Genomic DNA, 23,755 nt, shown 5'->3' with positions numbered 1-23,755 from the left:
TCCGCAGCATGGTGCATGTACTGAGCAGCAGGGTGCTGGTGCGGCCGTCCGACCCCGAGCGGTCGCGGGACTTCTACGGGCGCGCGCTGGGCCTGGAGATCTACCGCGAATTCGGTACCGGCCCCGAGCGCGGCACGGTGTACTTCCTCGGCGGCGGCTTCCTGGAGGTCTCCGGCCGCTCCGCAGAGCCCCCGACCGCCACGCTCCAGCTGTGGCTCCAGGTCGCCGATGCCGCAGCCGCGCACGAGGAACTGAAGGCTGACGGCGTGGAGATCCTGCGCCCGCCGGTACAGGAGCCGTGGGGACTGATCGAGATGTGGATCGCGGACCCGGACGGCCACCGGATCGTGCTGACGCAGGTCCCTGCGGACCACCCGCTGCGGTACCGCCCCGGCATCTGAGGGCGCCGAGGGGACCCACCCGTACCCACGGCCCCTCCCCGGCCGCCGTGCTCCCCTCTTGCGCCCGTGCGCTCCCCGTTCCCGGTTTCCGGCGGGGGTTTCCGGGCCGCCCGCGGGGCACCATGCGGCTGTACCGGGCTCCGTGTGACGCCGCGCGCCGTGTGCGTGGTCCGCACGCGACCGCCCTACGGCTTACGGGGAGGACGCCGTGCACGGACCGTCATGGGTCGGCTGGCTGCTGGTGCTGTTGTGCGCCGGGGCGGGCGCGTACTGCCTGTCGAGTGTGCGCCGGGGTACGGCCGCGCAGCGCCGGGAAGCGCGCGGCGAGGCGCTGATGGGGCTCGGCATGGCGGTGATGGCGCTGCCCGCCGCCACGGTGGTGCAGCCGTCCTGGACGCCGTGGGTGTTCGCCGTCGTCTTCGGCGCGGCGGGTCTGTGGGCGCTGCTGCGGCGGCACCCGCACCACGCGGTGGGCGCGGCGGCGATGGTCTACATGGCGCTGGCGATGGTGGCCGTCCCCGGCGGCGGCCCGCTGAGCGGCGGGCACGCAGCGCACACAGGAAGCATGGAGGAGATGGATTCCATGGGGCCTGGCGGGCTGCCGCTGCTCACCGGGCTGCTGCTGGCGTACTACGCGGTATACGTCGTCGCCGCCGGAGTCCGCCTGGCTCCCTCGGCCGCCCCGGGCACGGCGGACACCGAAATCGCGCCCGTGCGGGCCGCGTGGCCGGAGGTGGTGGGCGCGTGCCGGGTGGCGATGGGCATCGGGATGTTCGCGATGCTGTTGACGCTGTGACGTCTCGCTGCCGACTCCGACACCCCGACCCGGCGCGCGCCAGGGCCGGTTGGGCGGCCGTCCGTCCCTCGCGCACCGCCCGCACCACCGGCGCCGGTGGTATACGTCACTTCCGGCGCCGTTCCATACCTGGCGGCAGCCGCGCGCTCATAGGCTGACGTCCATGATGGTCCCCCTCGCGCTGATGATGCTCGGCGCGCTGGCTGCGGCGATGGCGCCGCGCCTGATGGCCCGCGCCGACTGGCCCGACCGCGAACCGGTGCTCGCCCTGTGGGTGTGGCAGTGCGTGGTCGCCGCCGTTCTCCTGTGCTGTGTCCTGGCGATGTCGCTGAGCGGCGCCGCCGCCTGGGAAGCCGTACGCAGCCACCTGTTCGGCCACGCACCGCGCGTCGTCGTCGAGGCGTACGCGCTCAAGGCGTACGGGCCCTGGTCCGGCGTACTGGCCGGAGTACTGGCGGGCGGCGGCGCCTGGACGGCCGTCATGCTCACCCGGGAGGTGCGCGGCGCCCGCGCCCGGCGGCGGCAGGAGCGTACGGACCTGGTGCGGCGCGCTCCGCTGCTGCCCGGCGAGGAGCGGACCGGGGACCGGCTCGTCGTCCTGGAGGGCGACCGCCCCGAGGCGTGGTGGCTGCCCGGCGCCACACCCCAATTGGTCATCACCACCGCCGCGTTGCGCCGCCTGAAGGGCCGTCAGCTCGATGCGCTGATCGCCCACGAGCAGGGCCACGCGCGGGCCCGGCACGACGTCCTGCTGCACTGCGCTTCGGCGCTGGCGGCCGGTTTCCCCCAGGTCCCGGTCTTCGCCGCGTTCCGCGACCAGGTGCACCGGCTGGTCGAGCTGGCCGCCGACGACGTGGCCTCGCGCCGCTTCGGACGGCTGACGATCGCCCTGGCCCTGGTCGAACTCAACGAGGACCGCGGGGTGTTCGGCCCGTGCCCCGCCCATCACACCGAGGTCCCGGACCGCGTGCACCGGCTGCTGGCCCCCGCGCCCCGCTTCACGCCCGGCCGGCGCCTGCGGATGACGGCGATCGCGGCGCTGGTCCCGGCGGTTCCGCTGCTGGTGACGTTCATGCCGGGGCTGAGCGCGCTGACGTACTGAGGGAGGGCGGAGGCGCGCGCGGACGTACGAACGTACCTCCATACGGGGCTCCCTGGCCCTCCCCGCTCCCCTCGGCGAAGATTTCCCCATGCTCTCCAGGCCCGCCCCCGCACCGCCCCGCGCCCTCCCCTTCTCCCCCCTCCTCCCCCTCCTTCTGCTCCTCCCCTTCGCCGCGCTCCTCGCCCTCGTCGCCGCCCGCTGGAGCCCTCTGCTCGCCCTCGACCGGACGCTGGCCACGGCCTTCCACCGCACGGCCGTCGCGGACCCCGGCCTGACGCAGACCAACCGGATCTTCTCCGACTGGGTCTGGGACCCCTGGACCCTGCGCGCCCTCCTGGCCGTCGCGGTCATCGCACTCCTGTGCCGCCGGCAGTGGGTGCTCGGCTGCTGGGTGGCGGCCACGGCGGCCCTGGGCACCGCGCTCCAGCAGACGCTGAAGGCCCTGGTGGACCGGCCCCGCCCGGTGTGGCCGGACCCCGTCGACTCGGCGGGCTACGCGGCCTTCCCCTCGGGCCACGCGATGACGGCGGCGGTCGCGGGCGGCCTCGCCCTGTGGCTGCTGCGGCTGTACGGGGCGCGCCGGGCCTGGCGGCGGGCCGCCGCGGCGCTGATCGCGGTGTCCGTGGCGGGCGTCGGCCTGACCCGGGTGTATCTGGGGGTCCACTGGGCCACGGACGTGCTCGGCGGCTGGCTGCTGGGCGGCGCTTGGGTGGCGGTCGCGGCGCTCGTGTACGTCCGGCGGTACGGAACCCGGCACGAGGCCCGTCGATGACGGCGGGCCGTCGGAACGACAGGATGGCGGTATGACGATCAAGGGTGTGCTCTTTGACTTCTCCGGGACGCTGCTGCGCATCGAATCGCCGGAGAGCTGGCTGCGCGCGGGGCTCGCGGAGACCGGGACGCGGCTCCCGGAGGCGGAGACCGTCCGTCTCGCGGCGGAACTGGGCCGGGCGGGCGCGCTGCCCGGCGGCCCCTCGCCGGAACGGCTGCCGCCCGGCCTGTCCGCCCTGTGGGAGGTCCGGGACCGCAGCGCGGACCGGCACCGCGAGCTGTACACCGGCCTGGCCCGGCAGGTGCCGCTGCCCGACGACAGGCTGTACGACGCGCTGTACGAGCGCCATATGACCGCCGCCGCGTGGGCGCCGTACCCGGACGCCGCCGAGGTCCTGGGCGGACTCCGGCAGCGCGGCATCCGCATCGGCGTGGTCAGCAACATCGGCTGGGACCTGCGCCCGGTGCTCCGCGCCCACGGCCTCGACCGCTTCGTCGACAGCTGCGTCCTGTCGTACGAGCACGGCATGCAGAAGCCGGATCTGCGGCTCTTCGAGATCGCGTGCGAGGAGCTGGGGCTGGCGCCCACGGACGTGCTGATGGTGGGCGACGACCGTACGGCGGACGGCGCGGCGACGGCGCTGGGCTGCGCGTACCTGCCCGTCGACCACGTGCCGGTGACCGAGCGCCCGGACGGCCTGCGTCCCGCGCTCGGCCTGGTCGACTGATCCGCCCTAGGGCCGCACCACGTCCGTGTGGATCGCCAGCTTGAACTGCGCGTGGGTGATCGCGGTGGGGACCTTGGCGTCGCCGTCCCCGCGCGCGGAGATCTTCAGCCCGACCGACGTCCCCCGGTGGACGAACATCTGCCAGACGTACGTCTTGTACTGGCCGCCGCCGGTCTTCCACGTGTCGGTGGTGGCCGTCGAGTCGTAACCGGGCCCGAGCGGATCGCGCACGAACCGGGCCCGGTACTCGTTCGGCCGGTCGTCCGCGTCCCAGAACACCATCGCGGACAGCACGCCCCAGCCCTCGTGGCTCGGCCAGATCAGCCCCGACCGCGCGTCGGGGAACGTGGACGGCGTACTGCCCCCGTTGGCCGGATCGTGCATCTTCCACGGGTCGTAGGACTCGGCTTCCGCCGCGTACGGGAAGCGCACGAGGTGGTACCCGTCGCTGTCGTACGAGATCTTCTGCGTCCCCGCCCCGTGCTTCGCCGCGTCCCAGAGCAGCGAACACACCGCTACGGACATGGGCCCCTCCCCCAACTCGTCACCATCGGGGCCCCGTCGGCCCCGATGGTTCCATTGCGCCACAGGTTCCGCACGATCGGCCAGACGGCGAACACGGGCCGGAGGAGGGGTGCGACGGGATCAGCTGATCCCCACCGCCGCCAAGGCGGCCCGCTGAACAGCGCTGATCTCCCTCGGGAAGTACACGTAACAGATCCCGCCGGTGCCGCTGACGACCTTGCCCTCGGCGTTCTTGCGCTTGGTGCGGAGCCAGATGTTCTCGAACTGGCGGCGTTGGTAGACGCGGCGGACGGCGGCGTTCGTCGGGGAGTTGGGGTCGTTGGCAATCACGTCGCCGGACTTGGTGAAGCCGATGACGGTCATCAGGTGGCCGGCCGTGCCGTAGCCCGCGCCGGTCAGTTCGGTGGCCAGGAAGGACTGCGAGGTGATGACCGGGATGCCGGCCCGGATCAGGGTCTCGGCGTCGGAGAGGGTGCCGAGGCGGGTGACGGCGGCCTCCATGTCGCGGTACGTGGCCGCGTAGGCGGTGTTGAAGGGCCAGTTGCCGCAGCCCTGGTACTGGTAGTCGTAAGTGAAGCGGGCGGCGTGGCAGACCTGGGGGTCGGCGTAGGCCGGGTTGACCCAGGCCAGATCGGCGGCGGTGGGCTTGCGGCCCCAGTACTCGATGATCATCTGGGAGGAGGTGGGGCTGCACCACGCCTCGCCGCCGTTGTCGTACTCCGGGTACTGGCCCTTGTGGATCTCCTGCGAATAGCGCGGCACGGTGAGTTCCCGGCCGGTCGCGACGCCCGGCTTGGAGGCCGGTACGTCGAAGCGGTCGGGGACGGCGGACCCCATCAGGCCCAGGCGCCACACGGTGGGGGTGAGGGTGGTGCCGGGCCTGCGGTGGAGGGTGACGCGCAGTTCGTAGGAGGCCAGCCGCAGGCCGCTCGCCGGGTTGTCGATGGCGAAGGTGTCGGTGGAGATGTTGCTCTTCCCGTCCTTCTGGCCGTCGACGGAGGTACGGCGGATGTCGCCGTCCCCGGCGGCCCAGCGGCCCATCACGTACCACGGGGTGCGCCCGCCGTCGCTGTACGTGCCGCGCATCTCGACGGTGATCCAGGTGCCGGCCGGTGTGTGGGCGTTCCAGGAGACGACGGCTTCCGTGGACGGGACCTTCAGGGTGCGGGCCGGGGACGTCCAGACCGCGTACTCCCAGGTGGCGGTGGTACCGGTGTGCGGATCGCGGTACTCGGCCGAGCCGGCGGGGCGGTCGATGGCCACCCCGGGGCGGCTCCCGTTCACCACGCGGGTGCCGTTCGCGATGCCCTGTTTCCAGTCGGCTGCGGTGTGCCAGGCTCGGTAGTCCACGAGACGCTTCGCCTTCGGTGCGGCGGACGGTTCGGAAGGGGAGGCGGCGTGCGCCAGCGGGGTGGCCGCGCCCGCCGCCACGGCGAGGGCGGCGGCCAGAACGGTACGCCGGGGCGTGGGTCTGTTCATCGGTGGGTCCCCCAGTCGGATGCGATGGAGTGAGCCGGTGGAGCGGGAGGCGGACGGTGCGGTGGGCCGGGCACGGGCGGGTCCGGGAGGCTGCCCGTACAGCGGCCGTGGCTCAACTATTGCCCCGCGCACGCCCTTCGGCCAGCGGTTCGCCGCGCGTCGCGAAAGGGATCATCTGATTGCGGCAGCCGGGGCACACCCGGGGCGGGGTGCGCGGCCGTGACGCCCGCGGGGCCGAAAGCCCCGTAACGGTAATCTTGCCGCGTTCCCCCAGCCCCGTCAGACAGGCAGCAGCGTGAGTCAAGAGCCGATCCGGCCGGTCCCGTCCGGCCCGGCGCCGTCCCGCGCGCCGGACGGGCTGGAGGCCCTCGCCGCCCGGCTGCGCGCGCTGCCCCCGTCCTGCGGTCCGGTGCGCCTGATCGCGGTGGACGGGCACGCCGGGTCCGGCAAGAGCACCTTCGCGCGGCATCTGGCCGCGGCGCTGGACGACGCCCCGGTCGTCCAGCTGGACGACATCGCCACCCACGACGAACTGTTCGCCTGGGCGGACCGGTTCCGGGCCGAGGTCCTGGCGCCGCTGTCGCGCGGGGAGCCCGCCCGGTACCGGGTGTACGACTGGGAGCGCAGGGAGTTCACCGCGCGCCGGGAGCTGGTACCGGCGCACGCCGTCATCGTGGAGGGCGTGGGCGCGGGCCGGCGCGCCCTGCGCCCGTACCTGGCGTGCCTGCTGTGGATGGACCTGACGGCCGGTCACTCCTGGGAACGGGGACGGCTGCGGGACGGACAGGCCCTCGAAGGGTTCTGGGATGACTGGATCCCTGCGGAACGCGGCCATTTCGCGGCGGACCCCACGCGTCCGCACGCCGGCCTGCTGGTACGCGCGAGCACCGAGGGGTACGAGGTGCTGCCGGGGCCGGATGGGACGCACGGTACCCCCTGAATCGTCACCGTCCGTGACGGACCACCGGCGGTACGCAGATCGTCGCCGTGCGCGTACCGCCGACTGCCTCAACTCGGCTTGACCTGGGGGGCGTACAGGACTTACGTTCTCAATGTGCGGTTCTGACGGACCGCCCGCAGACGCGAAGCCCCCGGTTGTTCCCCCGTGATCGGGGGCTTCGTTCTGTGGCCCGCGCTTCCGGCGCGCGTCGACGCCGTCCGTCCCTCACCCTATGTCACCGCTCCCTTCGCGCCGCGGAGCCCCGTCTTCCCCCCTGCCGCCCCCTTCGGGCCGCACCGATACCGCAGGTACGATGCGAGTCCGTGCCACCGAAGGACGCACATCGAAGAGCCCGGACGGCGAGCAACGCCCGTCCACGGTACGACGGTTCGAACACGCTGCGGCCTGGCACTCGCCCGGCGGCACACCACGGGGGACGTTTTGTGGGGGACGTGATGGATTTCGGCACCCAGGGCACACACGCCCCGGCCGAACTCGCCTGGCTGCGCGCGGTGGACGCCTACACGGTGGGCGCGTACCCGCAGGCGGAGGAGGAGTTCCGGGCCGCGGTGCGGATGGATCCGACGATGGCCGACGGCTGGCTCGGCCTGCACGCGCTGCGTGCGGACACCTCGACCGCGCTGCTGCGCATGCACCGGCACCGCGACCGTTTCGGGGAGCAGCGGGCCCGCCACCGGCGCACGCTCAATTCCTGGTACTGGCTCGGATGGTGGGTGCAGCCGGTGCTGGAGACCGGCCGCGACCTGCTGCTGGCGCACGCCTCGCACTGGCTCGACGGCCGCCATGTGGCCGAGCTGGACCAGGCGTTGGCGGGCTGCCCGCCGGTGGACACCGACCCGCAGGTGCGCTTCCTGCACGCCTGCCGCGCCTATCTCGTCAAGGACTGGGACCAGCTCGTGCGACATACCGAGCCGCTGCTGGACGATCCGCTGCTCGGCATCGAGGCCGGGCTGTTCGGCGGCATGGCGCGGGTGCGCCAGGAGATGTACGGCCAGGCCGAGCCGCTGCTGGCGGCCGCCCTGATGCGCTGCCGCAGTGAGCAGCCGCAGCGCAAGGAGCTGCGGTACTGGCTCGCCCGGGCCCACGAGGGCACCGGCCGCAGCGCGGCGGCGCTGCCGCTGTACCGCGCGGTGCACCGCGTCGACCCGGCGTTCATGGACACCTCGGCCCGGCTGGCGGCCATAGCCGAGGGCGACGGCCTGGAGGAGGGCGCGGGCCTGGCGGCCGTGTCCGCCTCCGGCCTCGGCCAGGAGGCGGGCGGCGACCTCGATCCGCTCTCCCCGCTCGACCCGGTGGACGGGCGGGAACTGCTGGCCACGACCGAGCCGGAGGGCCCGGACGGTGATCTGGCGGGCGGCTCGCCGGGGGACGCCGGTCCGGCCGTACGGGAGAAGGCCGCGCTCGGCGGACCGCGCGGCGCCGACCAGCTGCCGGCCGGCCCTTCCGACCCGGTGCTGCTGGAGAAGGCGCTCGCCGAGCTGGAGCGGATGGTCGGGCTGGAGCCGGTGAAGCGTCAGGTCAGGGCGCTGTCGGCGCAGTTGCGGATGGCGCGGCTGCGGGCGGGCCAGGGCCTTCCGGTGCAGCCGCCGAAACGACACTTCGTCTTCTCCGGGCCGTCCGGCACCGGCAAGACCACCGTGGCCCGGATACTCGGCCGGGTGTTCTACGCGCTCGGCCTGCTCGGCGGTGATCACCTGGTCGAGGCGCAACGGGCCGACCTGGTCGGCGAGTTCCTGGGGCAGACCGCCGTGAAGGCGAACGAGCTGATCGACTCGGCGCTGGGCGGGGTGCTGTTCGTGGACGAGGCGTACAGCCTGTCGAACTCGGCGTACACCAAGGGCGACGCGTACGGCGACGAGGCCCTTCAGGTGCTGCTCAAGCGGGCCGAGGACAACCGCGACCGGCTCGTCGTCATCCTCGCCGGTTACCCGGAGGGCATGGACCGCCTGCTGGCCGCCAACCCCGGCCTGTCCTCCCGCTTCACCTCGCGCGTCGACTTCCCGAGCTACCGGCCGCCGGAGCTGACCGCCATCGGCGAGGTGCTGGCCGCCGAGAACGGCGACCACTGGGACGAGGAGTCGCTGGAGGAGCTGCGCAGCATCAGCGCCCACGTCGTCGAGCAGGGCTGGATCGACGAGCTGGGCAACGGCCGCTTCCTGCGCACCCTGTACGAGAAGAGCTGCGCCTACCGGGACCTGCGGCTGTCCACGTGGTCCAGCGCCCCGTCCCGCGACGACCTGGCCACCTTGCGCCTGCCGGATCTGATGCAGGCGTACGGCGAAGTCCTCTCCGGGCGCGGCCCGGCCATCGGACCGGGCCCGGACCTGCCGCCGCCGCTCTGACGGAACGCCCGGCTCCTTCAGGCCCCGCCGTCGAAGCCCGCCAGCAGCGCCCGCACGGCGTGGTCGAAGCGCGCCGCGTCGTCGGCCCCGTGGCCGCCCCGCCCGGCCTCCACGAGCAGCGGGAAGCGGTCCGCGTCCAACTGCGCAAGGTACGCCGTTGAGCCGGGCGCGCCCTGTTCGTTGACGCGGGCGGTGGCCGCTTCGACGGCGGCGTGCCCGATGACGAAGACGGTGAGCGCGTTCAGTACGTCCAGCGCCCGGCCGAGCGGGAAGCCCGCGTCGCGCAGCATCCGCAGGCCGCTCTCCACCGCACCGAGGGTCTGCGGTGTCACCGCGGGGCGGCTCATCGCCAGGGGCAGTACGGCGGGGTGGCGCAGCAGCGTGCGGCGCAGCGACCCGGCGTACCGCTCCAGTGCGGGCCGCCAGCGCGCGCCGTCGGCGGTGAGCGGCGCCGCCTGCTCGAAGACCCGCTCCACCAGGCCGTCCAGCAACGCGTCCTTGTTCGGCACATAGTGATAGAGCGTCATGGCCTCGACGCCGAGGTCGGCGCCCAGCCGGCGCATCGAGAGGGCGGCGAGTCCATCGCGGTCGACCAGCGCGAGCGCCGCGTCCAGCACCCGCTGCCGGGACAGCCCGGCCCGTTCCCCCCGCGCGCGCTTCGGCCCCTTGGTCACGTCCATCCCTCCTTGACTTTCTTACGACGTAAGGCGATTCTACCGGGCAGCCCGCCACTTACACCGTAAGAAAAGAGGAACGGCACCATGGACGCGACCCGCACCGAGCGGAACAAGCAGCTCGTCACCGGCCTGTTCGCGGCGATCAGCGCACGGCGGACGGCGGATCTGCCGAGGTACCTGGCGGCGGACGTGATCGACCACAACAAGATCATCCATGGCGAGCCGGACGCACCGGGCGCCGCCTTCGACGGCTTCCGGCAGCAGCTCGACGCCTTCTCCGAAGCGCGGATGGAGCCGCGCGAGCTGATCGCGGAGGGCGACCGGGTGGTGGCCCGGCTGCTGGTCAGCGGGGTGCACACGGGGGCACATCCGCGGATGCCGCGGCCCACCGGACGGCGGTTCGCGGTGGAGCAGATATGGATCTTCACCGTACGGGCCGGGAAGATCACGGAGATCCGGGCGGTCAGCGACCGGCTGGGCATGTTCGCGCAGCTCGGCTGGGACTGGCCGGAAACGGCGTGAGCCCGCGGACCGGCCGCGGGCTCACCCCATACGTCACGGGCGTTTTCAGCCCGCCAGCGCCCGGTCGTCCCGGGCCGGGCCCGGCTCGCTCCGCGGCCCGGACAGCCGGTCCCCCGGCGTACCGGTGAGCCCCGGCACCTCGGGCACCCGGGTGCCCTGCGCGCCGAACGCCGCCACGGGCACCAGGTCCTCCTGCCGGTGCGCCGGATCGCGCACCTCCCCCACCAGCTTCTCCAGTACGTCCTCCAGCGCCACCAGGCCGAGTACCCGCCCGGTCGCGTCGGCGACGGCGGCCAGGTGGGAGGCGGACCGGCGCATCGCGGTCAGCGCGTCGTCCAGGGGGAGTTCGGCGCGCAGCGTCGTCATCGGGTGCCAGATGTGCTGCGGCACCGCACGGTCGCCCTCCTCCAGGTCCAGTACGTCCTTGACGTGCAGGTAGCCCATGTACGCGCCGCCAGGCGCGGACACCGGGAAGCGGGAGTAGCCGGTCTTGACGGTCAGCTCCTCGACCTGGCGCGGGGTGACCGCCGGATCGACCGTCACCAGCCCGGCCGGATCCAGGAGCACGTCGGTGACCGGGCGGCTGCCCAGCTCCAGCGCGTCGGACAGGCGCTCCTGCTCGGCGGGGGCCAGCAGCCCGGCCTGCTTGGAGTCCTCGACGAGGTGGGTGAGCTGTTCGCTCGTGAAGACCGCCTCGACCTCGTCCTTCGGCTCGACGCGGAACAGCCGCAGCACACCGCGCGCGCACGCCCCGAGCAGGGCGGTGACCGGGCGGCACAGCCGGGCGAAGGCGACCAGGCCCGGGCTGAACCACAGCGCGGTCTTCTCCGGCGCGGCCATCGCCAGGTTCTTCGGCACCATCTCGCCGATGACGAGGTGGAGGAAGACCACCGCGGCCAGGGCGATGACGTAGCCGAGCGGGTGGATCAGCGGCGCGGGCAGATGCGCCGCGTGGAAGAGGGGCTCCAGGAGGCGGGCGACGGTCGGTTCGGCGACCGCGCCGAGCGTCAGGGAGCAGACGGTGATGCCGAACTGGGCCGCCGCCATCATCTGCGGCAGGTTCTCCAGGCCGTGCAGCACCTTGCGGGCCCGCTTGGAGCCCTCGGTGGCCAGCGGCTCGATCTGGCTGCGGCGCACCGAGACGAGCGCGAACTCGGCGCCCACGAAGAAGCCGTTGACCAGGACCAGGAAGGCGGCGAACAGCAGCTGCAGGAAACTCACCGGGCCACCTCCGCGAGCAGCGGGGCGGGGGCGGCGGCGCCGGCCGTCCGTATGATCCGGACCCGTGCGGCACGGTGGTGGGACACCAGCCGCACCCGCAGCCGCCAGCCGTCCAGTTCGGCGGTGTCGCCGGGGGCGGGCACCCGCCCGAGTATGTGCGCGACCAGTCCGGCCACGGTCTCGTACGGGCCGTCCGGCGCGTCCAGGCCGATCCGGCGCAGCGTGTCGACCCGGCAGCCGCCGTCCGCGTCCCAGGACGGGCGGCCGTCCTCGGGCGGCGCCTGCGCCAGCTCGGGCAGGGCCGCCCGGTCGTGCTCGTCGCGGACCTCGCCGACCAGTTCCTCGACGATGTCCTCCAGGGTGACCACGCCCGCCGTGCCGCCGTACTCGTCGACGACCACGGCTATCGGCTGTTCGCTGCGCAGCCGCTCCAGCAGCGGCTGCACCGGCAGTGTCTCGGGCACCAGGAGCGGCGGTACGGCGATCCGTCCGGCCGGGGTGCGCAGCCGCTCGTGCTCGGGCACCGCGAGGGCGTCCTTGAGGTGCACCATGCCCACGACCTCGTCGAGCCGGGTGTGGTAGACGGGGAAGCGGGACAGGCCGGTGGCGCGGGTGAGGTTGAGGACGTCCTCGGCGGTCGCGGACGCCTGGAGGGCGCTGACCCGTACCCGCGGGGTCATCACGTTCTCGGCGGTCAGCCCGCCGAGCGAGAGGGTGCGCACGAACAGGTCGGCGGTGTCCTGCTCGATCACCCCGGCGCGGGCCGAGTGGTGGGCGAGCGAGACCAGTTCGCCGGGGGTGCGGGCGGAGGCCAGCTCGTCGGTCGGCTCCACGCCCAGGGCCCGTACGAGCCGGTTGGCGACCGTGTTCAGCAGGGAGATCACCGGGCGGAAGAACCGCGAGAAGGCGCCCTGCGGGCCGGCCACGAAGCGGGCGACCTGGAGCGGCTTGGAGACCGCCCAGTTCTTGGGCACCAGCTCGCCGAGGACCATCTGCACGGCGGAGGCCAGCAGCATCCCGATGACGACGGCGATGCCCGGTACGGCGCCGGCCGGCAGCCCGAGGGCGGTCAGCGGCCCGGACAGCAGGTGGGCGAGGGCGGGCTCGGCGAGCATGCCGACCACCAGGGAGGTGATGGTGATGCCGAGCTGGGTGCCGGAGAGCTGGAAGGAGAGTTCGCGCAGCGCACAGACGACGGTGCGGGCGCGCCGGTCGCCCGCGGCGGCGGCCCGTTCGGCCTCCGCCTTCTCCACGGTCACCAGGCCGAATTCGGCGGCGACGAAGAAGCCGTTGGCGAGGATCAGGACGAGTGCCGCCGCGAGCAGCAGCAGACTGGCGGTCATGCCGCCGCCTCCGTCAGGAAGGGGAAGTGCCCCGTATGCGGGGGTTCCGAGGAAGGGGCGGCGCAGGTACTACCGGACGATCCGTCCATTGCTGGAGGGAGTCACTCCTCAGGTCGCTGGGGCCCCGGGCCGGGGCGGGGCGCGGGCGCGCCCTGGGCACCAGGGTAATCAGCCGGACCCCGGTGCGGGCAGGTCATCCGCCCGGCTGACTGTGCGGGCAGGTCATTTGCCCGGCTGACTGCCGGTGCCGTGGCTGTCGGCGAGCGCCCGGAGCGTACGGGCGTCCCGGATCGCCTGGTCGCGCGCGATGCCGGGCTGGATGCCCATGGCGGGCAGGCTGGTGCCGTCCGCCAGGTCGAGGTGCACCCACGGGTCGCCCTGGCGCAGATTGACGCGCAGCACCTGGGCCCAGGCCAGCTCGCGCTTCTTGGTGAGGTTGACGACCGTGATGCCGTCCTGGTGGGCGACCACCTTGGGGCGGGCGAGCAGCAGGAGCACGCCGAGCACGATCAGCCCCGTGAACACGAAGCTGATCCGCTCGCCGGGGCCGAGCTTCGGCAGCAGCACGGCGATCACCGTGAGCACGGCGAGCTGGGCGATGCCGACGCCGTACAGCACGGCCCGGGTACGGCCGGGCCGGAACGTCACCGGGAGGGCGGGCAGGGGCGCGGATGCGGGCGCGGACACGTCGCTGGGCTCTTTCGTACGGGCCGCCGGCGCGGGCCGGCGGCGGAGGCGGCCGCCGCCCGTCGGCGGCGGCCGGGCCGCCGGGTCAGAGGCGGCAGGCGTGGATGCCGGTGGTCAGGATGGCGCGGGCGCCGAGCTCGTACAGCTCGTCCATGATGCGCTGGGCGTCCTTGGCGGGGACCATCGAGCGGACCGCGACCCAGCCCTCGTGGTGCAGCGGGGAGACGGTCGGCGACTCCAGGCCCGGGGTGAGCGCCACGGCCTTCTCGACGTGCTCGACGCGGATGTCGTAGTCCATCATCACGTAGCGCCGGGCGACCAGGACGCCCTGCATGCGGCGCAGGAACTGGCGGACCTTCGGGTCGTCCCCGGGCGCGTCCTTGCCGCGGATGACGACCGCCTCGGACTTCAGGATCGGCTCGCCGATGATCTCCAGTCCGGCGTTGCGCAGGGTGGTGCCGGTCTCCACCACATCGGCGATGATCTCGGCGACGCCGAGCTGGATGGCGGTCTCCACCGCGCCGTCCAGGTGGACGACGGAGGCGTTCACGCCGTTGTCGGCGAGGTGCTGGGTGACCAGGCCGGAGAAGGAGGTGGCGACCGTCATGCCGTCGAAGTCGGTGACCTCCTTGGCGGTGCCCGGGCGGGTGGCGTAGCGGAAGGTCGAGCCGGCGAAGCCGAGCTGCATGATCTCCTCGGCCTGCGCGCCGGAGTCCAGCAGCAGGTCCCGGCCGGTGATGCCGATGTCCAGCTTGCCGGAGCCGACGTAGACCGCGATGTCGCGCGGGCGCAGGAAGAAGAACTCGACCTCGTTCTCCGCGTCGACCAGGACCAATTCCCTGCGGTCCTTGCGCTGGCGGTAGCCGGCCTCATGGAGCATCGCCGACGCAGGCTCGGACAGTGAACCCTTGTTCGGGACGGCGATGCGCAGCATGAGAGGTGACTTCCTTCGTACGAGGGATGACAGGGAAAGGGGGTGGTGCGGGCGAGCCGGGCGGCTCAGAGGTGGGCGTAGACGTCGTCGAGGGTCAGGCCCTTGGCGACCATCATCACCTGAAGGTGGTACAGGAGCTGGGAGATCTCCTCGGCGGCGGCCTCGTCGGATTCGTACTCCGCGGCCATCCACACCTCGGCGGCCTCCTCGACGACCTTCTTGCCGATCGCATGGACGCCGGACTGGACCAGTTCGGCGGTGCGGGAGGTGGCGGGGTCGCCGGCGGCCTTCTGCTGGAGCTCGGTGAACAGCTCCTCGAACGTCTTCTTGGACATGATGGGCCCCACCCTACGCGGTCGCGGGGCGCCGCTCAGCGCCAGGGCTCGGCGACGGTGCGCAGCGTCGCGGCGGTGGCGACGGCGGCGGTCACCGCCTCGTGGCCCTTGTCCTCGGTGGAGCCGAAGATTCCGGCCCGGTCCAGTGCCTGCTCCTCGGTGTCGCAGGTCAGCACGCCGAACCCGATCGGTACGCCGGTGTCCACGCTGACCTGCGTCAGGCCCTGGGTGACGCCCTGGCAGACGTAGTCGAAGTGCGGGGTGCCGCCGCGGATGACGACGCCGAGCGCCACGATCGCGTCGTAGCCCCGGCCGGCCAGCACCTTGGCGACCACCGGCAGCTCGAAGCTGCCGGGCACGCGCAGCAGCGTCGGCTCGTCGATGCCCAGCTCGGACAGGGCGCGCAGGGCGCCGTCGACCAGGCCGTCCATCACCTTCTCGTGCCACTGGGCGGCGATGACGGCCACTCTCAGGTCGCCACAGTTCTTCACGGACAGTTCGGGTGCGCCCTTGCCGCTCACGGTTCTCCTCGTGGTGTTCGTGTACGTAACGGGTGGGACGGCCGGGGTCCGGCCGCGGTGCTACTGGTTGCCGCAGGCCGACGCGCGTTCCGCGTCGAGCCAGGGCAGGTCGTGCCCCATCCGGTCCCGCTTGGTGCGCAGGTACCGCAGGTTGTGCTCGCCCGCCTGGACGGGCATCGGCTCGCGGCCGGTGACCTTGAGGCCGTGCCGGACCAGCGCCTCGGTCTTCTCCGGGTTGTTGGTCATCAGGCGCAGCGACCGTACGCCGAGATCGGCCAGCACCTGGGCGCCCGCGCCGTAGTCCCGGGCGTCGGCGGGCAGGCCCAGCTCCAGGTTGGCGTCGAGGGTGTCGCGGCCGCGCTCCTGGAGCTCGTACGCGCGCAGCTTGGACAGCAGCCCGATGCCGCGCCCCTCGTGGCCGCGCAGGTAGATCACCACGCCGCGGCCCGCCTCCTGCACGCGCCGCAGCGACTCCTCCAGCTGAGGGCCGCAGTCGCAGCGCAGCGAGTGGAAGATGTCGCCGGTCAGGCACTCGGAGTGGACCCGTACGAGGACGTCCTCGCCGTCGCCGATCTCCCCGGCCACCAGCGCGACATGCTCGACGCCGTCGACGGTGGAGCGGTAGCCGTACGCGGTGAACTCGCCGTAGCGGGTGGGCAGCCGGGTCGTCGCCTCGCGGCGGACGGTCGGCTCGGAGCTCTTGCGGTAGGCGATCAGGTCCTCGATGGAGATGATCGACAGGCCGTGCTTGCGGGCGAACGGCACCAGCTCGGGCAGCCGCAGCATCGTGCCGTCCTCGCCGGCGATCTCGACGATGGCAGCGGCGGGCCGCAGCCCGGCCAGCCGGGCGAGGTCCACGCCGGCCTCGGTGTGGCCGTTGCGCTCCAGCACGCCGCCGTCGCGGGCGCGCAGCGGGAAGATGTGGCCCGGCCGGACGAAGTCGGCGGGGGCGGCCTCGCCGGAGGCCAGCAGGCGCAGGGTGGTGGCGCGGTCGGCGGCGGAGATGCCGGTGCTGACGCCGTGCGCGGCGCTCGCGTCGACGGAGACGGTGAACGCGGTGCGCATCGACTCGGTGTTCTGCTCGACCATCTGCGGCAGCGCCAGGCGGTCCAGTTCGGCGCCGTCCATGGGGGCGCAGATCAGGCCGCGGCACTCGCTCATCATGAAGGCGAGGATTTCCGGGGTGGCCCGTTCGGCGGCCACCACGAGGTCGCCCTCGTTCTCCCGGCTCTCGTCGTCCACGACCACGACGGGGCGGCCCGCGGCGATGTCCGCGACGGCCTGCTCGATGGGGTCCAGGGCCAGGGCCGCGTCGCGCGCCGCCGTGTCCTCGGAGTCGTACCAGCTCTGCAGTGCGGTCATGCCGCCGCTCCTTCCAGGACGGGCTGCGGGTTCGTACGGGAACGCAGCCACCAGTCGCGCATGCCCCACAGGACGAGGCCGAGATAGACGACGTAGACCAGGCCGGAGAAGGCCAGGCCGCTGCTGAAGGCCAGGGGGACGCCCACGATGTCGACGAGCAGCCAGGCGAACCAGAACTCGACCAGGCCGCGGGCCTGGGCGACCATCGCCGCCAGGGTGCCGACGAAGATGTACGCGTCGGGCCAGGGGTTCCAGGACAGCTGCGGTACGAGGGCGAACAGCGAGCCGACGGCGACGGTGCCGGCGGCGGTGCCCGCGACGAGCAGGGCCCGTTCGCGCCAGGTGGCGAAGCGGACGGCGATGGAGCCGTCCTGGGCCTGCCGCCGCCCGCGCTGCCACTGCCGCCAGCCCCACAGCGCCACGCCGATGACCAGCAGCTGCTTGCCGACGCCGCCGCTGAGGTGGGCGTAGGCGTACGCGGAGACGAGGATCAGACCGGACAGGAACTGGGCGGGCCAGGTCCATATGGAGCGCCGCCAGCCGAAGGCGAGGGCGGCCAGGCCGATGCTGTTGCCGACCATGTCGGACCAGATGACCTGCTGTCCGAAGGCGGTGAACGCCGGGCCGTTGAGCCAGTCGAGGAGGTTCACCGCAGGCTCTCTTCCACGGCAGCGGCGGCCGTCCCGGTGCTCCGGCCCTGGCCCAGCAGCCGCTCCACGTACTTCGCCAGCACATCGACCTCCAGGTTGACCGGGTCGCCGGGCTGCTTGATGCCGAGGGTGGTCAGGGCGAGGGTGGTGGGGATCAGGCTGATGGTGAAGTGGTCGTCGGCCGCGTCGACGACGGTGAGGCTGACGCCGTCGACGGTGATGGAGCCTTTCTCCACAACGTAGCGGGCGAGGTGGGCGGGCAGCGCGATCTTCACGATCTCCCAGTGCTGGCCGGGCGTCCGCGAGACGATCGTGCCGGTGCCGTCCACGTGTCCCTGGACGAGGTGGCCGCCCAGCCGCCCGCCGAGCGCCAACGGGCGTTCGAGGTTGACGCGGGAGCCGGCGGCGAGGGCGCCGAGGCTGGAGCGGTTGAGCGTCTCGGCCATCACATCGGCGGTGAAGGTGCCGTCGCCGGTGTCCACGACGGTCAGGCAGACGCCGTTGACGGCGATCGAGTCGCCGTGCTTCGCGTCCTGGGTGACGAGCGGGCCGCGCAGGGTGAACCGGGAGCTGTCGCCGAGGTGCTCGACGGCAGCGACCTCACCCAGTTCTTCGACGATTCCGGTGAACACGTCAGTTCTCCTCGTTCAGGGCGTGGCGGGCCGGTACGGCGGTGATGCGCAGGTCGGGGCCGAGCCGGTCGGTGGCGGTCACATCGAGGCGCAACGCCTGGTCGATCGTGCCGATTCCGGCGTCGCCGAGGGCGGCGGGACCGGCGCCGAGCAGGACGGGCGCGAGATAGCCGACGACCTTGTCCACGGCGTGCGCGGCCAGGAAGGAACCGGCCAGGGTCGGACCGCCTTCCAGGAGCACGGACCGCACGTCGCGTGCGTACAGGGCGTCGAGCAGGGCGGGAATGTGCAGTCCGGTGCCGGCGGCGGTACGCGGCAGGCGGACGATCGGGGCGAGTCCTTCGAGGTGGCCGGCGTCGGCGTCCTCGGCGACCGCGATCAGGGTGGGCGCGGTGCCGTCCAGGACCCGGGCGCCGGGCTTGACGACGGCGGCGGCGGTGTCGATCACGACCCGCAGCGGCTGGCTGACCTCGGCGTCGGCCAGGCCCGCGATCCTGGCGCCCAGGTGCGGGTCGTCGGCGCGCGCGGTGCCGGAGCCGACGATCACGGCGTCCGCCTGGGCCCGCAGCCGGTGCACATCGGCGCGGGACTCGGCCGAGCTGATCCAGCGGCTGGTGCCGTCGGCGGCGGCGATCCGGCCGTCGAGGGTGGCGGCGTACTTCCACAGGACGAACGGGCGGCGGCGCAGTACGGCGGTCAGCCACGCCTCGTTGCCGGCCGCGGCCTCGTCGGCGAGCAGCCCGCCCTCGACCTCGATCCCGGCCTCGGCGAGGGTGGTGGAGCCGCCGGTGGCGGTGGGGGTCGGGTCCGGGACGGCGTAGTGCACCCGGGCGATGCCCGCCTCGATGAGGGCCTGCGCGCACGGTCCCGTACGGCCGGTGTGGTTGCAGGGTTCCAGGGTGACGAAGGCGGTGCCGCCGCGGGCCCGGTCGCCCGCCTCGCGCAGCGCGTTGACCTCGGCGTGCGGACCGCCGGCCCGCTCGTGCCAGCCCTCCCCCACGGTGTGCCCCGCGGCGTCGAGGATGACACAGCCGACGACGGGATTGGGGCTGGTGTGCCCGAGGCCGTGGGCGGCAAGCTGGATGGCTCGGCGCATCGCCGCGGTCTCGGCGGGAGCTGAGGTGGCCACCGGGTCCTCCTGCCTGTGAAGGCACGGACTCCGGGGCTGTCACGAAGGACAGGAAAACGGGAACGGAACAACGGGGACACCGGTGCCGGAAAGGGGGCCGCCACTCGTGGACACGAGGACGACCGCCGCCGACGGCGGTATACCGCTGCTCGCCCGCCGCGCACTGCCTCCCATCCGGACTTTAACCGTCGGTGCAGGAATTCCACCTGCTCAACCGGCCGCTGGAGGCGGCCGGGTCGCGGACTGTTACCGCCGGTTCGGACTTTCACCGACCCCGGAGTGCGCTGCGTATGTCAATTCAGTACGGCTTCAGTCTGCCACGTCTGATCGTCGGCCATGCGGGCGGCGGCCTGTGGGGTGCCTCACAGGATGCGGCGTGCGTGTCACGTTCCGGCCCGGCGCCCTGTCGATACGGTGCCGGGCCTCCCCGGCCTCGGCCCGGCACCCCTCCCCTACCTGCGAGGACTGATCGCGATGACGACGATTCTGGTGACCGGCGGCACCGGCACGCTCGGCCGCGCCGTGGTCGAACGGCTGCTCGCCGACGGCCATGTCGTGCGCTCCCTCAGCCGTCGTCCGCGCACCGGCGCCGAGCGGCCCCGGCTCAGTTCGTACGCGGTGGACCTGCGCGACGGCTCGGGGCTGGCCCCGGCGCTGGCAGGCGTGCACACCGTGATCCACTGCGCGTCGTCGCCGACCGGCGACACCGAGGCCGCGGGGCGGCTCATCGAGGCGGCGCGGGCGGCCGGGGTGCGGCATCTGGCCTATATCTCCATTGTCGGCGTGGACCGCGTACCGCTGGGCTACTACCGCGCCAAACGCGACGTGGAGCGGCTGATCGCGGACTCCGGGCTGGGCTGGACCGTGCTGCGCACCACCCAGTTCCACGATCTGGTGCTGCGGATGGTCAAGGCCGGGGCGCGACTGCCGGTGGTCCCGGTGCCGGCCGGTGTCCGGCTCCAGCCGGTGGATGTACGCGAGGTCGCCGACCGGCTGGCCGCACTGGCCTGCGGCGAACCGGCGGGCCGGGTCCCGGACATGGGCGGCCCGGAGGTCCGCAGCGCCCACGCCCTCGTACGGGACACCCTGCGGGCCGGCGGGCGGCGGCGCCTGCTCCTGCCGCTGTGGCTGCCGGGCAGGCTGTTCGGCGCCCTGCGGCGGGGCGAGAACCTGGCGCTCGATCATGCGGACGGGACGGTGGGGTACGGGGACTTCCTGGCGGAGCGCGGCGGGAAGACCGGGAAGGCGGCCGCGGGGCGGTAGGCGGGGACCGGTCAGCAGGCGGGGCCGGCGGCGCAGCGGACGGTTGCTCAGCCCGCGGGCCCGAAGAGGTCGTCCTGCGCCGCGTCCATCGCGGCGAGCACCGCGCCGCGCAGCACCGCCCGGCCACCGACCGTCCCCGCGCGCACCTCGGTGTGCAGCGGGGACATCCGGGCGAGGTGGTCGGCGACCCGTTCGGCCAGCGCGTCACCGCCCGCACGGCCGGTCTCGCCGCCGAGGACGACGCAGCCGGGGTCCAGTACGGCGCAGACGGCCGCGACCCCGAGGGCGATACGGGCGGCCAGCGCGTCCAGGAAGGCGGCCCCGGCCTCGCCCGCATGGACGGCGGCGCGGACCAGCGCCTCGGCGGGGGGTGCGCCGGGGTCGGACCCGCCTGGGTCACCCGCCTCGATCCCGTACTCGGCGGCCAGTTCGCACACCGCCGCCGAGCCCGCCAGCGAATGGAAGCCGCCGTCGCAGCCCGCGGCGGTGGGCAGTCCGCCCGTGCCCGGTACGGGCAGGAAGCCGATCTCGCCCGTGCCGCCCGAGGCACCGCGCCGCAGCCTGCCGTCCAGGACGACGGCGGCGCCGGTGCCGTGGCCGAGCCAGAGCAGGACGAAGGTGTCACGGCCGCGCGCGGAGCCGTCACGCTGTTCCGCGATGGCGGCGAGGTTGACCTCGTTCTCCAGCAGGACGGGCGCGGCGGGCAGGGCGCCGAGCGCCGTGACGAGCGCGGCGTGCCAGGCGGGCACCCCCTCGGTGCCGCGGAAGCGCCCGGTGGCCGGGTCCACCAGGCCGGGCGCGCCGACGGCGACGGCGTGCGGCCGGGCCGCCCCGGCCGCGCCGAGCAGTTTCTCCAGGGCGGCGACGCCGTTCGCCGCCGCCTGCGCGGGGTCCGTGTCCGGGCCGACCGGGACGGCGGTCTCGGCCTGCACCCGGCCGAGCAGGTCGGCGACCGCGATCGTGGCACTGTCCGTACGCAGGTCCACGGCGGCCAGGTGGGCCCGGTCGGCGACGATCCCGTACAGCCGGGCGTTGGGTCCGCGCCGCCGCGCGCCGGACTCGCCGACCACCGCGATCAGTCCGGCGGCCTGGAGGCGCTCGACGAGGTCGGCGACGGTCGGCCGGGACAGGCCGGTACCGGTCTTCAGCTCCCCGGCGGTCAACGGGCCCTCGTTCTGGAGGAGTTGGAGGGCCAGCCGGTCGTTGATCGCCCGTGCGGTGCTCGGTGAGGCGGTGCGCGGGGTGGCGCGTGCGGCGGCCGGTGCGGTGGGGCGACCGGGAGCGGTTCCGCGCGTCTCGTCCATGACCGGATCCTTCCAGACCTCTCCGGACGGGCCGCGGCGCGGTGCGCCGGAGAAATCTTCTTTTTATCAGGCAGGGTTCCTGATAATTTAACGCGCATGGATGGCACCGGCGTTCCCGACGCGGCTTCCGCGGCCGCCCCACCCCCCGAACCGGCCTCCGGACAGCGCTTCACCCCGGCCCGGCTGCGCCGCGCCCGCTGGTCCGTGGCCGTGGTCTTCCTCGTCCACGGCTCGGTGGCCGGCAGCTTCGCCACCCGCGTGCCCTGGATTCAGGACCATGCCGGGATCGGCGCGGGCCAGCTGGGCCTGGCCCTCGCCTTCCCGGCGATCGGCGCGTTCCTCGCGATGCCCCTGGCCGGCCGGATCAGCCACCATCTCGGCGCCCGCACCGCACTGCGCCTGCTGCTCGCCCTGTGGACGCTCTCCCTCGCCCTGCCCGCCCTCTCCCCCAACCTGTACGGACTGTGCGGCGCCCTCCTCGTATACGGCGCGACTTCCGGCACGGCGGACGTGGCGATGAACGCGCTGGGGGTGGAGACCGAGAACCGGCTCGGCAAACCGATCATGTCGGGGCTGCACGGCATGTGGAGCGTGGGGGCCCTGCTCGGCTCGGCGGCCGGTACGGCCGCTGCGCACGCCGCCACCGACGCGCGGGTGCACCTGGCCGTCGCCGCGCTGGTCTCCACCACGCTGGGCGCCCTGGCCTGCCGCGGCGTGCTGGACCTGCGCAGCGCCGCCGACGAGCACCCGCCGCCGCGCTTCGCGCTGCCCCCGAAGTCCGCGCTGATCATCGGCGCCATCGGGTTCTGCGCGGTGTTCGCTGAGGGCGCCAGCCTGGACTGGTCGGCGGTCTACCTGCGCGACGTACTGGGTACCGACCCGGGCCTGGCGGCGGCCTCGACCACCGCCCTGACCTGCACCATGGCCGTGGCCCGGCTGGCCGGGGACGCGGTGGTCGCCCGGTTCGGGCCGGTGCGCACCGTACGGGCCGGCGGCGCGCTGGCGACGGCGGGCGGCCTGCTGATCGTGCTGGCCCGGCACCCGGCGATGGCGGTGACCGGCTTCGCGCTGATCGGACTGGGCATCGCGGTCGTGGTGCCGCTGGCGTTCGCCGCGGCGGGACGCAGCGGCCCGGCGCCCAGCCAGGCCATCGCGGGCGTCGCCACCATCACGTACACCTCCAGCCTGATCGCCCCGTCCGCCATCGGCTCGATCGCCCAGGCCACCTCGCTGACCGGCTCGTTCGTGCTGGTCACGGCGCTGGCCTGCGGGCTGGTCCTGGGCGCGGGGGTGCTGCGGGTGCCGGGCCGGGACGCCGCGGGACGCGACGCGGTACCGGCCGGCGACCTGAAGCCGTGACCGGAACGGCTCAGGCGGCCTGCGCCTCCGGGTGCAGCAGCTCGGCGGCTATCTCGCGGGCGCGGTCCGACCAGGGCGTGGGCCGCAGCGCCTGCGGGTCGACGCGCACCAGGACGCGGTGGCCGCGCGCGTAGGTCTGCTCGCCGTCCGCGGAGCAGAGCCGGAAGCCGTACGTCAGGCCGGTCCGGCCCAGGCGCTCGACCCACAGGTGGGCGGCGTAGTAGCCGGGCCGGGTGACCGGCTGCTCGTACGAGACCTTCATCTCCTTGATGACGTTGCACATGTCGCCGGCCGCCGCCCAGTCCCCGTCGAAGCCGAAGCCGCGGGCGTGCCAGAACTCGGCCCAGGCGCGCTCGACGAGCAGCGGGTAGCGGGAGTTGTGGAGCATGCCGAGCGCGTCGAGGTCGTCGAAGTGCACGGTGACGGGGACCAGCTGTCCGTACGGGACGGCGGGGGCGGCCTCAAGGGCTTCGACGCTCACGGGGTGGTGCTCCTGGTTCTGCGGCGGTCGGCGGCGCGGTACGGCGGACGCCGCCCGATGCTGTTGACTGTTCAAGAAGTGGACCCGGCCATCGTAAGCGGCTGCTTAAAATGCTCCGGCCGCCGGGGCGGGCACACCGTCCCACGGGTCGGTCCGCAGGCCGCGAGCGGTCTTATCCCGACTTAACATGGCCCGGCCGGCCCCCGTCCGGCCGATCCCCCCCGCGACGT

The 23,755-nt window shown here is 73.6% G+C and carries 25 protein-coding genes and 1 riboswitch; of the genes, 10 read left to right on the top strand and 15 right to left on the bottom strand.

The features are described from left to right. The first annotated feature begins 8 nt into the window (after positions 1-8). The 5 genes from CP984_RS34505 (at position 9) to CP984_RS34485 (ending at position 3,798) form a co-directional block, all read left to right on the top strand. The gene (locus CP984_RS34505; protein ID WP_003985731.1) at positions 9-401 is read left to right on the top strand and encodes a VOC family protein; all 393 of its coding nucleotides are present in this window, start codon (positions 9-11) and stop codon (positions 399-401) included. A 208-nt stretch (positions 402-609) separates the two neighbouring features. Then, positions 610-1,197 carry a DUF5134 domain-containing protein gene (locus CP984_RS34500; protein ID WP_003985732.1) on the top strand — a complete coding sequence of 196 codons (588 nt, stop codon included), beginning with the start codon at positions 610-612 and terminating at the stop codon, positions 1,195-1,197. Positions 1,198-1,360: 163 nt separating this feature from the next. After that, positions 1,361-2,299 (top strand): M56 family metallopeptidase, encoded by a 939-nt coding sequence (locus CP984_RS34495; RefSeq protein WP_003985733.1) that lies wholly within the window; start codon positions 1,361-1,363, stop codon positions 2,297-2,299. An 88-nt stretch (positions 2,300-2,387) separates the two neighbouring features. Next, entirely contained in the window at positions 2,388-3,071 is a 684-nt protein-coding gene (locus tag CP984_RS34490) for a phosphatase PAP2 family protein (protein WP_003985734.1), read from the top strand. Between the two features lie 31 nt (positions 3,072-3,102). Continuing rightward, positions 3,103-3,798, top strand: coding sequence for an HAD family hydrolase (locus tag CP984_RS34485; protein ID WP_003985735.1), 696 nt, complete (start codon positions 3,103-3,105; stop codon positions 3,796-3,798). 6 nt (positions 3,799-3,804) lie between these two features. Here CP984_RS34485 and CP984_RS34480 read toward each other — a convergent pair whose 3' ends face one another. Both CP984_RS34480 and CP984_RS34475 read right to left on the bottom strand, forming a co-directional pair. Continuing rightward, on the bottom strand, positions 3,805-4,323 hold the full coding sequence (locus tag CP984_RS34480) for a hypothetical protein (RefSeq protein WP_003985736.1): 519 nt from the start codon (positions 4,321-4,323) through the stop codon (positions 3,805-3,807). 120 nt (positions 4,324-4,443) lie between these two features. Beyond that, entirely contained in the window at positions 4,444-5,802 is a 1,359-nt protein-coding gene (locus tag CP984_RS34475; RefSeq protein WP_003985737.1) for a peptidase C39 family protein, read from the bottom strand. A 295-nt stretch (positions 5,803-6,097) separates the two neighbouring features. On the opposite strand from CP984_RS34475, the gene CP984_RS34470 reads away from it, so the two are divergent. Continuing rightward, entirely contained in the window at positions 6,098-6,742 is a 645-nt protein-coding gene (locus CP984_RS34470; protein WP_003985738.1) for a uridine kinase family protein, read from the top strand. A 455-nt stretch (positions 6,743-7,197) separates the two neighbouring features. Then, positions 7,198-9,105 (top strand): AAA family ATPase, encoded by a 1,908-nt coding sequence (locus CP984_RS34465; protein ID WP_003985739.1) that lies wholly within the window; start codon positions 7,198-7,200, stop codon positions 9,103-9,105. Between the two features lie 17 nt (positions 9,106-9,122). Here the strand turns inward: CP984_RS34465 and CP984_RS34460 are convergent, their stop codons facing one another. Next, positions 9,123-9,785, bottom strand: a complete 663-nt coding sequence (locus CP984_RS34460; RefSeq protein ID WP_003985740.1) for a TetR/AcrR family transcriptional regulator C-terminal domain-containing protein — start codon at positions 9,783-9,785, stop codon at positions 9,123-9,125. Positions 9,786-9,866: 81 nt separating this feature from the next. On the opposite strand from CP984_RS34460, the gene CP984_RS34455 reads away from it, so the two are divergent. Continuing rightward, the gene (locus CP984_RS34455; protein WP_003985741.1) at positions 9,867-10,304 is read left to right on the top strand and encodes an ester cyclase; all 438 of its coding nucleotides are present in this window, start codon (positions 9,867-9,869) and stop codon (positions 10,302-10,304) included. Positions 10,305-10,349: 45 nt separating this feature from the next. Here CP984_RS34455 and CP984_RS34450 read toward each other — a convergent pair whose 3' ends face one another. From CP984_RS34450 to ribD, 10 genes are all read right to left on the bottom strand, one after another. Continuing rightward, complete coding sequence (locus CP984_RS34450) at positions 10,350-11,525, bottom strand: hemolysin family protein (protein WP_003985742.1); 1,176 nt, start codon at positions 11,523-11,525, stop codon at positions 10,350-10,352. Continuing rightward, positions 11,522-12,868 (bottom strand): hemolysin family protein, encoded by a 1,347-nt coding sequence (locus tag CP984_RS34445; RefSeq protein ID WP_003985743.1) that lies wholly within the window; start codon positions 12,866-12,868, stop codon positions 11,522-11,524. Before CP984_RS34445 ends, CP984_RS34450 begins: the two co-directional genes overlap by 4 nt. Positions 12,869-13,090: 222 nt before the next feature. Continuing rightward, positions 13,091-13,555: a PH domain-containing protein gene (locus CP984_RS34440; protein ID WP_030177994.1), complete on the bottom strand. Its 465-nt coding sequence runs from the start codon at positions 13,553-13,555 to the stop codon at positions 13,091-13,093. Between the two features lie 85 nt (positions 13,556-13,640). Further along, on the bottom strand, positions 13,641-14,489 hold the full coding sequence (hisG, locus tag CP984_RS34435) for an ATP phosphoribosyltransferase (protein WP_030177996.1): 849 nt from the start codon (positions 14,487-14,489) through the stop codon (positions 13,641-13,643). 65 nt (positions 14,490-14,554) lie between these two features. After that, positions 14,555-14,824, bottom strand: a complete 270-nt coding sequence (locus CP984_RS34430; RefSeq protein WP_030177998.1) for a phosphoribosyl-ATP diphosphatase — start codon at positions 14,822-14,824, stop codon at positions 14,555-14,557. A 35-nt stretch (positions 14,825-14,859) separates the two neighbouring features. Then, positions 14,860-15,345, bottom strand: a complete 486-nt coding sequence (gene ribH, locus CP984_RS34425; protein WP_003986918.1) for a 6,7-dimethyl-8-ribityllumazine synthase — start codon at positions 15,343-15,345, stop codon at positions 14,860-14,862. A 60-nt stretch (positions 15,346-15,405) separates the two neighbouring features. Beyond that, positions 15,406-16,707, bottom strand: coding sequence for a bifunctional 3,4-dihydroxy-2-butanone-4-phosphate synthase/GTP cyclohydrolase II (locus CP984_RS34420; RefSeq protein WP_003986919.1), 1,302 nt, complete (start codon positions 16,705-16,707; stop codon positions 15,406-15,408). Next, on the bottom strand, positions 16,704-17,357 hold the full coding sequence (locus CP984_RS34415; RefSeq protein ID WP_003986920.1) for a nicotinamide mononucleotide transporter family protein: 654 nt from the start codon (positions 17,355-17,357) through the stop codon (positions 16,704-16,706). Before CP984_RS34415 ends, CP984_RS34420 begins: the two co-directional genes overlap by 4 nt. Continuing rightward, a complete protein-coding gene (locus CP984_RS34410; protein WP_003986921.1) occupies positions 17,354-17,989 on the bottom strand; it encodes a riboflavin synthase in 636 nt (211 codons plus the stop codon). Before CP984_RS34410 ends, CP984_RS34415 begins: the two co-directional genes overlap by 4 nt. A 1-nt stretch (position 17,990) precedes the next feature. Beyond that, positions 17,991-19,085 carry a bifunctional diaminohydroxyphosphoribosylaminopyrimidine deaminase/5-amino-6-(5-phosphoribosylamino)uracil reductase RibD gene (gene ribD / locus CP984_RS34405; RefSeq protein WP_030178013.1) on the bottom strand — a complete coding sequence of 365 codons (1,095 nt, stop codon included), beginning with the start codon at positions 19,083-19,085 and terminating at the stop codon, positions 17,991-17,993. A 189-nt stretch (positions 19,086-19,274) separates the two neighbouring features. Then, positions 19,275-19,405, bottom strand: a riboswitch (FMN riboswitch). Between the two features lie 187 nt (positions 19,406-19,592). Between ribD and CP984_RS34400 the strand changes: the two genes are divergently transcribed. Beyond that, a complete protein-coding gene (locus tag CP984_RS34400; RefSeq protein WP_003986923.1) occupies positions 19,593-20,381 on the top strand; it encodes an SDR family oxidoreductase in 789 nt (262 codons plus the stop codon). Positions 20,382-20,428: 47 nt separating this feature from the next. Here CP984_RS34400 and CP984_RS34395 read toward each other — a convergent pair whose 3' ends face one another. Beyond that, positions 20,429-21,685, bottom strand: a complete 1,257-nt coding sequence (locus CP984_RS34395) for an ROK family transcriptional regulator (RefSeq protein ID WP_078575390.1) — start codon at positions 21,683-21,685, stop codon at positions 20,429-20,431. Between the two features lie 96 nt (positions 21,686-21,781). On the opposite strand from CP984_RS34395, the gene CP984_RS34390 reads away from it, so the two are divergent. Continuing rightward, complete coding sequence (locus CP984_RS34390; RefSeq protein WP_003986806.1) at positions 21,782-23,044, top strand: MFS transporter; 1,263 nt, start codon at positions 21,782-21,784, stop codon at positions 23,042-23,044. 10 nt (positions 23,045-23,054) lie between these two features. Here the strand turns inward: CP984_RS34390 and CP984_RS34385 are convergent, their stop codons facing one another. Beyond that, the gene (locus tag CP984_RS34385) at positions 23,055-23,525 is read right to left on the bottom strand and encodes an acyl-CoA thioesterase (protein ID WP_003986805.1); all 471 of its coding nucleotides are present in this window, start codon (positions 23,523-23,525) and stop codon (positions 23,055-23,057) included. Between the last annotated feature and the right edge of the window lie 230 nt (positions 23,526-23,755).

This window comes from Streptomyces rimosus (genome assembly GCF_008704655.1).
In the GTDB taxonomy this organism is placed as follows: domain Bacteria; phylum Actinomycetota; class Actinomycetes; order Streptomycetales; family Streptomycetaceae; genus Streptomyces; species Streptomyces rimosus.
Note: the sequence above shows the minus strand (reverse complement) of the source record. Positions and strands in the feature narration are given on the sequence as shown.

Coding starts and splice junctions, on each gene's coding strand:
- CP984_RS34505 (WP_003985731.1), top strand. CDS start 9: ATGGTGCATGTACTGAGCAGCAGGGTGCTGGTGCGGCCGTCCGACCCC.
- CP984_RS34495 (WP_003985733.1), top strand. CDS start 1,361: ATGATGGTCCCCCTCGCGCTGATGATGCTCGGCGCGCTGGCTGCGGCG.
- CP984_RS34490 (WP_003985734.1), top strand. CDS start 2,388: ATGCTCTCCAGGCCCGCCCCCGCACCGCCCCGCGCCCTCCCCTTCTCC.
- CP984_RS34485 (WP_003985735.1), top strand. CDS start 3,103: ATGACGATCAAGGGTGTGCTCTTTGACTTCTCCGGGACGCTGCTGCGC.
- CP984_RS34480 (WP_003985736.1), bottom strand. CDS start 4,323: ATGTCCGTAGCGGTGTGTTCGCTGCTCTGGGACGCGGCGAAGCACGGG.
- CP984_RS34475 (WP_003985737.1), bottom strand. CDS start 5,802: ATGAACAGACCCACGCCCCGGCGTACCGTTCTGGCCGCCGCCCTCGCC.
- CP984_RS34465 (WP_003985739.1), top strand. CDS start 7,198: ATGGATTTCGGCACCCAGGGCACACACGCCCCGGCCGAACTCGCCTGG.
- CP984_RS34460 (WP_003985740.1), bottom strand. CDS start 9,785: ATGGACGTGACCAAGGGGCCGAAGCGCGCGCGGGGGGAACGGGCCGGG.
- CP984_RS34455 (WP_003985741.1), top strand. CDS start 9,867: ATGGACGCGACCCGCACCGAGCGGAACAAGCAGCTCGTCACCGGCCTG.
- CP984_RS34445 (WP_003985743.1), bottom strand. CDS start 12,868: ATGACCGCCAGTCTGCTGCTGCTCGCGGCGGCACTCGTCCTGATCCTC.
- hisG (WP_030177996.1), bottom strand. CDS start 14,489: ATGCTGCGCATCGCCGTCCCGAACAAGGGTTCACTGTCCGAGCCTGCG.
- CP984_RS34430 (WP_030177998.1), bottom strand. CDS start 14,824: ATGTCCAAGAAGACGTTCGAGGAGCTGTTCACCGAGCTCCAGCAGAAG.
- CP984_RS34420 (WP_003986919.1), bottom strand. CDS start 16,707: ATGACCGCACTGCAGAGCTGGTACGACTCCGAGGACACGGCGGCGCGC.
- ribD (WP_030178013.1), bottom strand. CDS start 19,085: ATGCGCCGAGCCATCCAGCTTGCCGCCCACGGCCTCGGGCACACCAGC.
- CP984_RS34400 (WP_003986923.1), top strand. CDS start 19,593: ATGACGACGATTCTGGTGACCGGCGGCACCGGCACGCTCGGCCGCGCC.
- CP984_RS34395 (WP_078575390.1), bottom strand. CDS start 21,685: ATGGACGAGACGCGCGGAACCGCTCCCGGTCGCCCCACCGCACCGGCC.
- CP984_RS34390 (WP_003986806.1), top strand. CDS start 21,782: ATGGATGGCACCGGCGTTCCCGACGCGGCTTCCGCGGCCGCCCCACCC.